Annotated in this window: 10 protein-coding genes; 4 read left to right on the forward strand and 6 right to left on the reverse strand. The window is 72.3% G+C overall.

Features of this window, described 5'->3' with window-relative positions; all coding sequences use genetic code 11:
* Nucleotides 1-206: 206 nt before the first annotated feature.
* Nucleotides 207-1,214: a LacI family DNA-binding transcriptional regulator gene (locus ACH4ZX_RS06825; protein WP_398268618.1), complete on the reverse strand. Its 1,008-nt coding sequence runs from the start codon at nt 1,212-1,214 to the stop codon at nt 207-209.
* Between the two features lie 131 nt (nt 1,215-1,345).
* Between ACH4ZX_RS06825 and ACH4ZX_RS06830 the strand changes: the two genes are divergently transcribed.
* A complete protein-coding gene (locus ACH4ZX_RS06830; protein WP_398268621.1) occupies nt 1,346-2,500 on the forward strand; it encodes a Gfo/Idh/MocA family protein in 1,155 nt (384 codons plus the stop codon).
* A 163-nt stretch (nt 2,501-2,663) separates the two neighbouring features.
* The gene (locus ACH4ZX_RS06835) at nt 2,664-4,472 is read left to right on the forward strand and encodes an ABC transporter ATP-binding protein (RefSeq protein ID WP_398268624.1); all 1,809 of its coding nucleotides are present in this window, start codon (nt 2,664-2,666) and stop codon (nt 4,470-4,472) included.
* Here ACH4ZX_RS06835 and ACH4ZX_RS06840 read toward each other — a convergent pair.
* The 5 genes from ACH4ZX_RS06840 to iolC all read right to left on the reverse strand — a co-directional run bounded on the left by ACH4ZX_RS06840 (nt 4,462) and on the right by iolC (nt 10,120).
* A complete protein-coding gene (locus tag ACH4ZX_RS06840; protein WP_398268627.1) occupies nt 4,462-5,247 on the reverse strand; it encodes a GntR family transcriptional regulator in 786 nt (261 codons plus the stop codon). The genes ACH4ZX_RS06835 and ACH4ZX_RS06840 overlap by 11 nt on opposite strands.
* A 71-nt stretch (nt 5,248-5,318) precedes the next feature.
* Nucleotides 5,319-7,205, reverse strand: coding sequence for a 3D-(3,5/4)-trihydroxycyclohexane-1,2-dione acylhydrolase (decyclizing) (iolD, locus tag ACH4ZX_RS06845; RefSeq protein ID WP_398268630.1), 1,887 nt, complete (start codon nt 7,203-7,205; stop codon nt 5,319-5,321).
* Entirely contained in the window at nt 7,205-8,095 is an 891-nt protein-coding gene (gene iolB, locus ACH4ZX_RS06850; RefSeq protein ID WP_398268633.1) for a 5-deoxy-glucuronate isomerase, read from the reverse strand. Before iolB ends, iolD begins: the two co-directional genes overlap by 1 nt.
* Nucleotides 8,096-8,243: 148 nt before the next feature.
* Nucleotides 8,244-9,122, reverse strand: a complete 879-nt coding sequence (locus ACH4ZX_RS06855) for a deoxyribose-phosphate aldolase (protein ID WP_398268636.1) — start codon at nt 9,120-9,122, stop codon at nt 8,244-8,246.
* Between the two features lie 23 nt (nt 9,123-9,145).
* The gene (iolC, locus tag ACH4ZX_RS06860) at nt 9,146-10,120 is read right to left on the reverse strand and encodes a 5-dehydro-2-deoxygluconokinase (protein WP_398268639.1); all 975 of its coding nucleotides are present in this window, start codon (nt 10,118-10,120) and stop codon (nt 9,146-9,148) included.
* A 298-nt stretch (nt 10,121-10,418) separates the two neighbouring features.
* On the opposite strand from iolC, the gene ACH4ZX_RS06865 reads away from it, so the two are divergent.
* Both ACH4ZX_RS06865 and ACH4ZX_RS06870 read left to right on the forward strand, forming a co-directional pair.
* Nucleotides 10,419-11,432, forward strand: a complete 1,014-nt coding sequence (locus tag ACH4ZX_RS06865) for a sugar ABC transporter substrate-binding protein (protein WP_360747743.1) — start codon at nt 10,419-10,421, stop codon at nt 11,430-11,432.
* Nucleotides 11,432-12,511, forward strand: a complete 1,080-nt coding sequence (locus ACH4ZX_RS06870; RefSeq protein ID WP_398268642.1) for an ABC transporter permease — start codon at nt 11,432-11,434, stop codon at nt 12,509-12,511. Before ACH4ZX_RS06865 ends, ACH4ZX_RS06870 begins: the two co-directional genes overlap by 1 nt.
* The last annotated feature ends 5 nt before the right edge of the window (nt 12,512-12,516 follow it).

Consider the following 12,516-nt stretch of genomic DNA (forward strand, 5'->3'; position numbering starts at 1 on the left):
CCCGGCTCGGCCCGTTCGGCGAGCCTTTGCCCCCACCGGTGGACGGAAGACCTGCCGGGACCTTGCGGAAACCTTGCAACGGGCGGCTCGACGCGCCGGTGCCGGGCATCGCTCGTGCCCGCGGCCACGGGACCACGGTCGTGGGACCTCGGTAGTGATGCCGCGGCCACGGCACCGCCGTCAGGAGGCGCTCCCTGTCGCGGTCGTCAGGCGGCGCTCGCCGGTGCGGCCGTGGAGCCGCGGACCTCCAGCGCCGGTGCGGCGAGGTCGACCTGCGCGGGGCGGTCCGGGGCGTCCATGCGCTCCAGGAGGCGCTGGGCGGCCCGTCGGCCCACCTCGTGGCCGGCGTTGTCGACGGTGGTCAGCCACAGGTGCCGCAGGCGGGAGAGGTAGGTGTTGTCGTACCCGACGAGGGAGAGGTCGCGGGGGACTCGCAGGCCGCTCTCCTCGGCGGCGGACAGGGCGCCGACGCAGCTCATGTCGTTCACCGCGAACACGGCGGTGGGCCGCCGCGGGCGGCTCAGCAGCCGGACGGTGGCCCGGTAGCCGCCCTCCTCGGTGAGGTCGCCCTGCTCCACGACCGCCGTGGCGGCCAGCCCGTGCTCCCGCATGGTGGCCTCGAAGCTGCGGCGGCGCAGGTCGCCGACCGCGCCCCGGCCGGCGATGTGGGCGATGTGCCGGTGGCCGAGGGCGATCAGGTGCTCGGTGGCCAGGCGGGCACCGACCTCGTCGTCGCCCGCGACCAGGTCCACGCCGGGCAGCACCGGTTCGCGGGTGCCGGCCACGACGGTGGGGACCCGACCGGCGGCGGCGCGCAGCGCCCCCGGGTCGTGCAGGGTGCCGACGGCGACCAGGCCGTCGACGCGCAGCTCGGCGAAGGTCCTGGTGAGGTCCTCCCCGAGGCGCCGGTTGAGGTGGCCGTCGGCCAGCAGCGTGTGCAGGCCGCTGTCGTACAGGCGGGAGTTCAGACCGTCGAGCAGTTCCACGAACCAGGGGTTGCGCAGGTCGTTCAGGAGCACGCCGACGGTGCGGGTGCGCCGCTCGCTGAGGCTGCGCGCGGCCGCGTTGGGCCGGTAGCCGAGCTCCTCGACCGCGGCGAGCACCGCCGCCCGCTTCTCCGGCCGCACGCCCTTGGCGCCGCGCAGCACCAGCGAGACCAGGGACTTGGAGACGCCGGCCCGCGCGGCGACGTCACGGATGGTCGGAGCGGTCATGGTGTGGACCGTTCCATAGATGCTGTCGTGCTGTAAAGCCCCTGACGCCCCAGCCGCAGGCGCTTGACATCTCACGGAAGCGCCAACCATGGTGATTCCAGGCTTTTGGATCGGTCCAAAGAAGGGCTGTCATGGTGAATACGCTCGGCGTCGCCGTCGTGGGGTTCGGCTGGATGGGGCGCGTCCACACCCAGGCGTACAGCCGCCTGCCGCACCACTTCCCCGAGCTGCCGCTGCGGCCGGAACTGGTCGCCGTCGCCGACGAGGTGCCCGGCCGCGCCGAGGAGGCCGCGCGGCGCTACGGCTTCGCCTCCGCGCTCCGCGACTGGCGCGAGATCGCCGCCGATCCGCGGGTGGGGGCGGTGAGCATCACCGCCCCCAACTTCCTGCACCGCGAGATCGGCGTGGCGATGGCCGAGGCGGGCAAGCACATCTGGATCGAGAAGCCGGTGGGCCTGACCGCCGAGGACGCCCGCGCCGTCGCCGGCGCCGTCGCCGCTGCGGGCGTGCACGGCACGGTCGGCTTCAACTACCGCAACGCGCCCGCCGTCGAGGCGGCCCGCGAGCTGATCGCCGCCGGCGGGATCGGCGCCGTCACCCACGTGCGCATCCGGCTGTTCAGCGACTACGCCGCCCACCCCGAAGGCGCCCTGACCTGGCGCTACGAGCGCGGGCGCGGCGGCAGCGGAGTGCTGGGCGACCTCGCCTCGCACGGCGTGGACCTGGCCCGGTACCTGCTCGGCGACATCGCCTCCCTGACCGCCGACACGGCCGTCTTCGTCCCCGAGCGGGCGCGGCCGGCCGGCGCCACCGCCGGGCACACCCGGGCGGCCGGCGGCGAGCTCGGCCCGGTCGAGAACGACGACTACGTCAGCTGCCTGCTGCGCTTCGCCTCCGGCGCCCGCGGCGTCCTGGAGGCGTGCCGGGTCTCCGTCGGCGAGCAGAACAACTACGGCTTCGAGATCCACGGCACCACCGGAGCCCTCTTCTGGGACTTCCGCCGCATGGGCGAACTCGGCGTCAGCCGCGGCACCGAGTACCAGGACCAGCCCGTCACCACCCGCTACGTCGGCCCGGGCGACGGCGAGTACGCCGCGTTCCAGCCCGGCTCGGCCAACGCCATGAGCTACGACGACCTCAAGGTCGTGGAGGCCCGCCACTTCCTGCGCTCCATCGCCGAGGGCGGCGCACACGGGGCGACACTGGACGACGCGGTCGCGAGCGCGGTGGCACTCGACGCCATGACGCGCTCCGCCGAACGGGGGACCTGGGTCACTCTGGACTGAGACCACGAAACCCCCGAAACCCCAGGTCAACGACGCTCGGGCGGGTGCGGGACAGGCCACGTCGGCCGAGAAAAACGCATGGACCGCGTCGGCGGCGTCGCGGGACACTTCGAGGCCTTGCGGCGGCACGTGGCGGGCTGCCGTACGACGTCTCGGGGTGGTCATGGGATCGGCTGAATCACACGCGCCGGGCAGGGGCTCGGTGCTGCTCGCACTGCGGTACTACGGACGGGAGCTGACCCGGCTGAGGTGGCTCACGCTGCCGGCGATGCTGTTACCGGCCCTCGGCAACATCGGCATCAACTACCTCGCGCCGCTGGCCGTCGCGAAGCTCGCCGGACGCATCGCCGGCGGCGCGAGACTCACCCTCCACGCGGCGCTGCCCTACGTCCTCGCCTTCGCCGGCGTGCTGCTGCTCGCGGAGGTGCTGTGGCGCGTCGGCCTGCACTGCCTCAACCGCCTCGACGCCCTCGGCATCGAGCACCTGTACGTGATCGGCATGGACGAACTGTTCGCGAAGGACGCCGCGTTCTTCCACGACAACTTCGCCGGGTCGTTGACCAAGCGGGTGCTCAGCTTCGCCTCCCGCTTCGAGGCGTTCGTCGACACTGTCACGTTCCAGATCGTGGGCAGCCTGGTGCCGCTGTTGTTCGGGTCGGTGGTGCTGTGGCGCTACGACCCGTGGCTCGTCGTCGGGCTGCTGGTGATGATCACCGTCACGGCACTGTGCGTGGCGCCCCTCATCCGGCGCCGTCAGACGCTGGTGCGCCGGCGCGAGGAGGCGATCGCGCGGGTGTCAGGGCATGTCGCCGACAGCCTGATGAACATGGACACCGTCCGGGCGTTCGCCGCCGAGGAACGCGAGGCCGCCGAGCACCGCTCCCGCGTGGCGCACTCCCGGCGCCTGACGCTGAAGTCGTGGGACTACGGCAACCTGCGCATCGACACGCTGGTCGCGCCGCTGTCCGTGCTGACCAACGCGCTGGGCCTGCTGCTCGCGATCGCGCTCGGCGGGGGCGGCCACAGCGTGGAGGCGGTCGTGGTCGCCTTCACCTACTACACCAACGCGACGCGGATCATGTTCGAGTTCAACCAGATCTACCGGCGCCTGGAGAGCGCCATGACGGAGGCGGCGCAGTTCACCGAGCTGCTGCACACCCCGCCGACCGTCCTCGACCCGCCGTCGCCGCAACCCCCACCGACCCGCGCCGCCGACATCCGCTTCGAGCGCGTCACCTTCGCCCACGCGGGCGCCGAACCGCTCTTCGAGGGCCTGGACCTGGACGTGCCCGGCGGGGCGCGGATCGGCCTGGTCGGCAGGTCCGGCGGCGGCAAGTCCACCCTCACCCGGCTGCTGCTGCGGATGACGGACATCGACGCCGGCCGGATCCTGATCGGGGGCCGCGACATCAGCCGGCTCCGCCAGGCCGACCTGCGCGGACTGATCGCCTACGTGCCGCAGGAACCGGCGATGTTCCACCGCACGCTGCGGGAGAACATCGCCTTCGCCCGACCGGACGCCAGCGACGCCGAGATCCGCGCCGCGGCCGAGGCGGCGCACGTCACGGAGTTCGCCGACGCGCTGCCGGAGGGCCTGGAGACCATGGTCGGCGAACGCGGCGTCAAGCTGTCCGGCGGACAGCGCCAGCGCGTCGCGCTCGCCAGGGCGATCCTGCGCGACGCGCCGATCCTGCTGCTGGACGAGGCGACCAGCGCCCTGGACTCGGAGAGCGAGGTCCTGGTCCAGGAGGCGCTGTGGCGGCTGATGGAGGGGCGGACGGCGCTCGTGGTGGCGCACCGGCTCAGCACGGTCGCCGCCATGGACCGGCTCGTCGTCCTGGACCGCGGCCGGATCGTCGAGCAGGGCACCCACCAGGAACTGCTCGCGCGGGACGGCGCCTACGCGCGGCTGTGGCAGCACCAGTCGGGCGGCTTCCTCGACGACAGCCCCGGCGCCTCCGTCACGGTCTGACCAGGAGCTGGAAGTCGAACGCGTACCGGGAGGCGCGGTAGATGTGCGTCCCGTACTCGACCGGCCGGCCGGTGTCGTCGTACGCGGTGCGCTGCATGGTCAGCAGGGCGGCGCCCTCCTTCTCGCCGAGGCGGGCGGCCTCCTCGGCGGTGGCGCAGCGGGCGCCGACGGTCTGCCGGGCGCTGTGCAGGGTGATGCCGGCGGTGCGCATCAGCCGGTACAGGCCCGTCGACTCCAGCCGGGCGGTGTCGAGTTCGAGCAGGGAGGCGGGGAGGTAGTTGCACAGGAACGCCACCGGATGGCCGTGCGTGCTGCGCAGCCGCTCCAGGGCGACGACCTCGCCGCCCTCCGCGACACCGAGCGCGGCCGCCACCTCGGCGGACGCCGGCTGGTGCTCGTGGCGCAGCACCTCGGTGGTCGGCCCCTGCCCGGCCGCCTCCAGGTCGTCGTAGAGGCTGCTGAGCTCCAGCGGGCGCTTGACCTGGCTGTGCACCACCTGGGTGCCGACGCCCCGGCGGCGCACCAGCAGCCCCTTGTCGACCAGGGACTGGATCGCCTGGCGGACGGTGGGCCGGGACAGGCCCAGACGGCCGGACAGGTCGACCTCGTTGCCCAGCAGGTTGCCCGGGGCGAGGACCCCGTGCTCGATCGCCGCCTCCAGCTGCTGCGCGAGCTGGTAGTACAGCGGCACGGGACTGCCCCGGTCCAGGGCGAAGTCCAGCGAGTCGAGCGCGGCGGCGTTCGTGGCACGTGCGGAGCCACTGGTCCTCGCCATGGCCGTACCTCCCTGTGATGGTGTGTCAGGAGTGGCTGGGGAAACCGAAGGGCCTTATCCGAAAGCGGAGTTCAGAGGTGGTGGCGGCGGTCGGCGACCTGGCGGTCGTACGCCTCGCGGGCCCGCACCGCGGCCTCGCGGGAGGCGGTCTCGGCGACCGGCACGTCCCACCAGGCCTCGGCCGGGGGAGCGGCCGGGCCGGCGGTGCCCGTCTCGACGTACACGCACGTCGGCCGGTCGGAGTCGCGGGCCGCGGCGAGCGCCGCGCGCAGCTCGCCGGCCGTCCCGGCGCGCAGCACGTCCATGCCGAGGCTGCCCGCGTTGGCGGCCAGGTCGACCGGGAGCGGGTCGCCGGTGAAGGTGCCGTCGGCGGCGCGGTAGCGGTAGGCGGTGCCGAAGCGCTCGCCGCCGACGCTCTCCGACAGGCCGCCGATGGAGGCGTAGCCGTGGTTCTGGATGAGCAGCAGGTTGACCGGCAGGCCCTCCTGCACGGCCGTGACGATCTCGGTCGGCATCATCAGGTAGGTGCCGTCGCCGACCAGCGCCCACACCGGGGTGCCGGGCGCGGCCTGCTGGACGCCGATCGCGGCCGGGATCTCGTAGCCCATGCACGAGTAGCCGTACTCCAGGTGGTACTGGCGCGGACTGCGCGCCCGCCACAGCTTGTGCAGGTCGCCGGGGAGCGAACCGGCCGCGTTGATCACCACGTCGTCGTCACCGACGACCGCGTCCAGCGCGCCGAGCACCTGCGTCTGGGTGGGCACGGCGCTGTCGTCGTCCGAGCGGTAGGCGGCCTCCACCACCCGCTCCCAGCGCTCCTTGCCGGCCCGGTACCCGGCCTCGTAACCGGCGTCGACGCGGTGCCCGGCGAGCGCCTCGGCCAGCCGCTCCAGACCGGCCCGCGCGTCGCACACCACCGTCCGCGCGGCCAGCTTGTGCGCGTCGAACGCGGCGATGTTGAGGTTGACGAACCGCACGGCCGGGTCCTGGAAGAGGGTGCCGGAGGCGGTGGTGAAGTCCGTGTACCGGGTGCCGACGCCGATCACCAGGTCGGCGGTGCGGGCGACGTCGTCGCAGACGGCCGTGCCGGTGTGGCCGATGCCGCCGAGGTCGGCGGGGTGGTCGTGGCGCAGCGAGCCCTTGCCCGCCTGCGTGGAGGCGACGGGGATGCCGGTGGCGTCCACCAGCGCCTTCAGCGCCTCCTCCGCCTCGCTGTGGTGGACGCCGCCGCCCGCGACGATCAGCGGGCGGCGCGCCGCGCGGATCGCGTCGACGGCCGCGGCCAGCTCGGCCGGGTCCGGCGCGGGCCGTCGTACGTGCCAGACGCGCTCGGCGAAGAACTCCTCCGGCCAGTCGTACGCCTCGGCCTGCACGTCCTGGGGCAGGGCCAGCGTCACTGCGCCGGTCTCGGCCGGGTCGGCGAGGACGCGCACGGCGTTCAGCGCCGAGGGGATCAGGGCCTCGGGGCGGGTGACGCGGTCGAAGTACCGGGAGACCGGGCGCAGGGTGTCGTTGACCGAGACATCGGCCTCGGTGGGGTGCTCCAGCTGCTGCAGCAGCGGGTCGGCGGCGCGGGTGGCGAAGTAGTCGCCGGGCAGCAGCAGGACCGGCAGCCGGTTGACGGTGGCCAGCGCGGCGCCGGTGACCAGGTTGGTGGCGCCGGGGCCGATGGAGGTGGTCACGGCCTGCGCGGACAGGCGGTTGAGCTGCCGGGCGTAGCCGACGGCCGCGTGCACCATGGCCTGCTCGTTGCGGCCCTGGTGGTACGGCATCGCCGCGTCCGGTCCGACGCCCGCCTCCAGCAGGGCCTGGCCGATGCCCGCCACGTTGCCGTGCCCGAAGATGCCCCAGGTGCCGGCGATCAGCCGGCGCCGGACGCCGTCGCGCTCGGTGTACTGGACGGACAGGAAGCGCACCAGGGCCTGCGCGACGGTCAGGCGGCGGGTGGGGGTGCTCATCAGGACTTCTCCGGTGCCGTGTAGAGGGGGAGACGGGGGTCGACGGGCTGGTCGGGCCAGGTGCCGCGGATCCAGGCGTGATCGGGGTGGTCGCAGATCAGCCAGGCGCGCTCGGCCTCGGGACCCGCCATGACGTTGAGGTAGTACATGTGGTGGCCGGGCACCGCCATCGACGGCCCGTGCCAGCCGTCCGGGATGAGGACGACGTCGCCGTCGCGCACCTCGGCCAGGACGTCGGTGCCCCGGCCGTGGCCTGAGGGCGAGACGCGCTGGTAGCCGAGACCGGGAACGGCGTCGTGGGCGGCGAACTCGAAGTAGTAGATCTCCTCGAGCACCGACTCCTCGCCGGGGCGGTGCTCGTCGTGCTTGTGCGGCGGGAACGACGACCAGTTGCCGCCCGGTGTGATCACCTCGACCGCGATGAGCTTGTCGCACTCGAAGACGTTGGCCGCGCCGAAGTTGTTCACCTGGCGGCTGCTGTTGCCGGTGCCACGCAGTTCGACCGGCACCGACGAGGCGGGGCCGTAACGGGCGGGCAGCCGGCGGGTGCAGCGCGCCCCGGTGAGCGCGAACCGCCCGCCGCCGGGGGACGAGACGGTCACCCGGGCGTCCCGCGGCACGTAGGCGAAGTCGCTGACGGCCGTGAACACGCTTTCGCGGCCGGTGAGTTCGAAGGTGTCGTGGCCGAAGTCGTCGTCGGCGGCGACGGTGCAGCCGCCGGACAGCGGCAGCACGATCCACTCGCTCTCCCCCGTCTCGAAGGTGTGCGTGCCGCCCGGCGGGAGCCGGAGCACGCGCAGGCTGGAGTAGCCCCAGCCGGCCTTCTCGGGGGTGACGTCCACGGCGTACGGGCCGCTGCCGGCCTTTCGGGCGGGAAGGTGATACGTCATCGGTTCCTCCGGGTCACGACGGGCGGATCGGCGGGCGGATCGGCGAGCTCGTCAGAGGTCACAGCACAGGTCACAGCACAGGTCACGGCACGGGGCGCAGCACAGGCCACGGCTCCGGGCACGGCACAGCGCACGGCACGACGGCGCTTCACAGCAGCCCCACGGCCGTGTCGACCGCGCTCTCCACGCTGCCCTCGGCCGGGTAGAGCAGCGAACGGCCGACGACCATGCCCATGACGGTGGGCAGCCGCAGGGCCTTGCGCCAGCGTTCGTAGGCGCCTTCCTGGTCGTCGCCGACCTCGCCGCCGAGCAGGACGGCCGGCAGGGTGGACGTCTCCAGCACCTCGCCCATGTCGTCGGGGTCCTCGGTGACGGGCAGTTTCAGCCAGGTGTAGGCGGAGGTGCCGCCCAGCCCCGAGGCGATGGCGATGGACCGGGTGACGGCCTCGGCAGACAGGTCGTTGCGCACCCGGCCCTCGACACGGCGGGAGACGAAGGGCTCCACGAACAGCGGGAGCCGGTGCGCGGCCATCGCGTCGACGGCGCGGGCGGCCGACTCCAGCGTGGTCAGCGACCCGGGGTCGTCATAGTCGACGCGCAGCAGCAGCTTGCCGGCGTCGAAGCGGAGCCGGGCGATGTCCTCGGCGCGGTGGCCGGTGAAGCGGTCGTCCATCTCGAAGGCCGCGCCCGCCAGGCCGCCGCGGTTCATGGAGCCCATGACGACCTTGTTCTCCAGCACGCCGAGCAGGAGGAGGTCCTCCAGGATGTCGGCGGTGGCCAGCACCCCGTCGACGCCGGGCCGGGACAGCGCCGTGCAGAGACGTTCCAGCAGGTCCGCCCGGTTGGCCATGGCCAGGCGCCGGTCGCCCACGCCGAGGGCGCCGCGCGCCGGGTGGTCGGCGGCCACGATCATGAGGCGGCCGCTGTCGCCGAGCAGGGGCCGGCGCACCCGGCGGGCGGCGGCCTCGGCGACGGCCTCGGGGTGCCGGGCCCTGACCGAGACGAGGTCGGGGATGCTGATGGTCAAGACGAAAGCTCCGTTCGGGGAGTTCAGGCGGCGGCGCGGGCGAGCAGGTCGCCGACCTCCGCCGCGGTCGGCATCGCGGAGGAACAGGCCAGCCGGGAGGCGACGAGGGCGCCGGCGGCGTTGGCGTACCGCATGGTCTTCTCCAGCGTCCAGCCGGACAGCAGCCCGTGGACCAGCGAGCCGCCGAACGCGTCGCCCGCGCCGAGACCGTTGGCGACCTCGACGGGCACCGGCGGGACCTCGGCGGTGGTGCCGTCGCGGTGCACCGCGAGCACCCCCTCGGGCCCCTGCTTCACCACCGCCAGCTCCACGCCCGCCGCCAGCAGCGCGGCCGCGCAGGCGCGCGGCTCGCGGACACCGGTGGCGATCTCGCACTCGTCGAGGTTGCCGACCGCGACCGTGGCATGGCGCAGGGCCTGCGCGTAGTACGGGCGGGCCTCCTCGGCGTCGCGCCAGAACACCGGGCGCCAGTCCAGGTCGAAGACCGTGGTCCCGGCCCTGCCGCGGGCCTCGAGCGCGGCGAGCGTGGCGGAGCGGCTGGGCTCCTCGCTCAGTCCGGTGCCGGTGATCCACAGGACGCGGGCCGCGCGGATGGCGGAGAGGTCCAGTTCACCGGCGTGTATCTCCAGGTCAGGGGCCTTGGGCTGGCGGTAGAAGTACAGCGGGAAGTCGTCCGGCGGGAAGATCTCGCAGAACGTCACCGGCGTCGGGTAGGCGTCCACCGGCGTCACCCAGCGGTCGTCGACGCCGAACTCCCGCAGCGCCCGGTGCAGATAGGCGCCGAAGGGATCGTTCCCGGTGCGGCTGATCAGCGCGGTGTGCCGGCCGAGCCGCGCGGCGGCGACCGCCACGTTCGCGGCCGAACCGCCGAGGAACTTGCCGAAGGTCTCCACGTGCGTGAGGGGCAGGCCCGACTGCATAGGATAGAGATCGACTCCGAGACGGCCCATAGTGATCAAGTCGAAGGACTGGACGACGGACTCCAACGGCTCAGCCATGCGCGACGCTCCTCGAGCTGTGCTGGGGACGCGGGGGCCCGTGGGCCTCCCGCCTCCCAGGTGTAGGCCGCCGTGGCCGACGCTGTCAATAGTTTGTACGGACATTCGGACCTGCAAGTGAAATGATGTCTTAACAAAGTATTGACAGCGAGCGCGCCAAGGGATTGGATCCCGTCCCAGCACGACCGCCGCTTCCGCGGCTCACGACCCGGACCCGCACCGCAGGTCCGGGCCCCGGATCCCGACGATCCGCCGGCATTCCCCGTCTCCCCCCGTCGCACAGTGAGGTGCAGGACAGATGGAACGCTCTTCTCTCTCCCGCAGACTGGCCCCCGCGGTGGCCCTGGCAGCTGCGGCGGCACTGACCGTCGCGGGCTGCTCCAGCAGCTCCGGAGGCAAGAAGGCCGAGGAGAGCGCGGACGGCGCCTCCGCGGGCAAGGCCACCACGCCCCGCATGACGGTCGCCCTGGTCACCCATCAGTCGCCCGGTGACACCTTCTGGGACATCGTCCGCAAGGGCGCCGAGGCCGCCGCCGCCAAGGACAACATCAAGCTCGTCTACTCCGCGGACCCGAGCGCCGGCGCCCAGGCCACCCTGGTCCAGAACGCCATCGACCAGAAGGTCGACGGCATCGCCATCACCCTCGCCAAGCCCGACGCCATGAAGGACGTCGTGTCCAAGGCGACCCAGGCGAACATACCCGTCGTCGGCCTCAACTCCGGTGTCAGCGACTGGAAGAAGCTCGGCCTGATGGAGTTCTTCGGCCAGGACGAGACCGTGGCCGGCGAGGCGTTCGGCAAGAAGCTCAACGAACTCAAGGCCAAGCACGCCGTCTGCGTCGTCCAGGAGCAGGGCAACGTCGGCCTGACCCAGCGCTGCGACGGCCTGAAGAAGACCTTCTCCGGCAAGACCGACGTGCTGTACGTCAACGGCACCGACATGCCGTCCGTGAAGTCGACCATCACCGCCAAGCTCAAGCAGGACAAGTCCATCGACTACGTCGCCACCCTCGGCGCCCCGTTCGCGCTGACCGCGGTGCAGTCGGTGTCCGACGCCGGCAGCAAGGCCAAGATCGCGACCTTCGACCTGAACAAGGACCTGACCGGCGCCATCAGCAAGGGCACCATCCAGTTCGCCGTGGACCAGCAGCCCTGGCTCCAGGGCTACCTGGCGATCGACTCGCTGTGGCTGTACAAGAACAACGGCAACTACATGGGCGGCGGCGAGCAGCCCGTGCTGACCGGTCCCGCCTTCGTGGACAAGTCCAACGTCGACGCGGTCGCCAAGTACGCCGCGAAGGGCACTCGGTGATGAGTATGACCCAGGACGCCGAGCCGGCGGTGACCACACCGCCGGCCTCCGGCCCCGGCAAGGAAACCGACGGGCGCACCGCCCGTCGCCCCCTGGCGCTCAGGCTGCTGGCCCGCCCCGAGGTGGGCGTCTTCCTCGGCGCCGTAGCGGTGTACCTCTTCTTCCTCGTCACCGCCCCGCCGGTGCGCGACGGATCCTCGATGGCGAACGTGCTCTACCAGTCGTCGACCATCGGCATCATGGCGCTTCCGGTGGCGCTGCTGATGATCGGCGGGGAGTTCGACCTGTCGTCCGGTGTCGCCGTGATCACCTCGGCGCTGACCGCGAGCATGCTGAGCTACCAGCTGACCGTGAACGTCTGGGTCGGCGTGGTCCTCGCGCTCGCCGTGTCCCTCGCGGTCGGCTTCTTCAACGGCTGGATGGTGGTCAAGACCGGCCTGCCCAGCTTCCTGATCACCCTGGGCAGCTTCCTGATCCTGCAGGGCGTCAACCTCGCGGTGACCAAGCTGGTCACCGGCAACGTGGCCACCGACGACATCAGCGACATGGACGGCTTCGACCAGGCGAAGAAGATCTTCGCGTCGACCTTCGAGGTCGGCGGCGTCCAGGTCAAGATCACCGTGGTCTACTGGCTGGTCTTCGCCGCCCTGGCCACCTGGGTGCTGCTGCGCACCAGGTACGGCAACTGGATCTTCGCCGTCGGCGGCAACAAGGAGTCCGCGCGGGCCGTCGGCGTGCCCGTGAACTTCACCAAGATCTCGCTGTTCATGCTGGTCGGCTTCGGCGCCTGGTTCGTCGGCATGCACCAGCTCTTCACCTTCAACACCGTGCAGTCCGGCGAGGGCGTGGGCCAGGAGCTGATCTACATCTCCGCGGCCGTGATCGGCGGCTGCCTGCTGACCGGCGGCGCCGGCTCGGCGATCGGCCCGGTCTTCGGCGCCTTCATGTTCGGCATGGTGCAGCAGGGCATCGTCTACGCCGGCTGGAACCCCGACTGGTTCAAGGCGTTCCTCGGCGCGATGCTGCTCGGCGCGGTGCTGATCAACCTGTACATCCAGCGCACGGCGACCCGGAGGTGACCGAC

Origin of the sequence: Streptomyces sp. NPDC020490 (assembly GCF_044335305.1) — a bacterium.
Classification (GTDB): Bacteria; Actinomycetota; Actinomycetes; order Streptomycetales; family Streptomycetaceae; genus Streptomyces.

Bases quoted from the DNA above. Each gene is read 5' to 3' on its own strand.
- ACH4ZX_RS06840 (WP_398268627.1), bottom strand. From the start codon at position 5,247: ATGGCGAGGACCAGTGGCTCCGCACGTGCCACGAACGCCGCCGCGCTC.
- ACH4ZX_RS06825 (WP_398268618.1), bottom strand. From the start codon at position 1,214: ATGACCGCTCCGACCATCCGTGACGTCGCCGCGCGGGCCGGCGTCTCC.
- ACH4ZX_RS06865 (WP_360747743.1), top strand. From the start codon at position 10,419: ATGGAACGCTCTTCTCTCTCCCGCAGACTGGCCCCCGCGGTGGCCCTG.
- ACH4ZX_RS06830 (WP_398268621.1), top strand. From the start codon at position 1,346: ATGGTGAATACGCTCGGCGTCGCCGTCGTGGGGTTCGGCTGGATGGGG.
- ACH4ZX_RS06835 (WP_398268624.1), top strand. From the start codon at position 2,664: ATGGGATCGGCTGAATCACACGCGCCGGGCAGGGGCTCGGTGCTGCTC.
- iolB (WP_398268633.1), bottom strand. From the start codon at position 8,095: ATGACGTATCACCTTCCCGCCCGAAAGGCCGGCAGCGGCCCGTACGCC.
- iolC (WP_398268639.1), bottom strand. From the start codon at position 10,120: ATGGCTGAGCCGTTGGAGTCCGTCGTCCAGTCCTTCGACTTGATCACT.
- ACH4ZX_RS06870 (WP_398268642.1), top strand. From the start codon at position 11,432: ATGAGTATGACCCAGGACGCCGAGCCGGCGGTGACCACACCGCCGGCC.
- iolD (WP_398268630.1), bottom strand. From the start codon at position 7,205: ATGAGCACCCCCACCCGCCGCCTGACCGTCGCGCAGGCCCTGGTGCGC.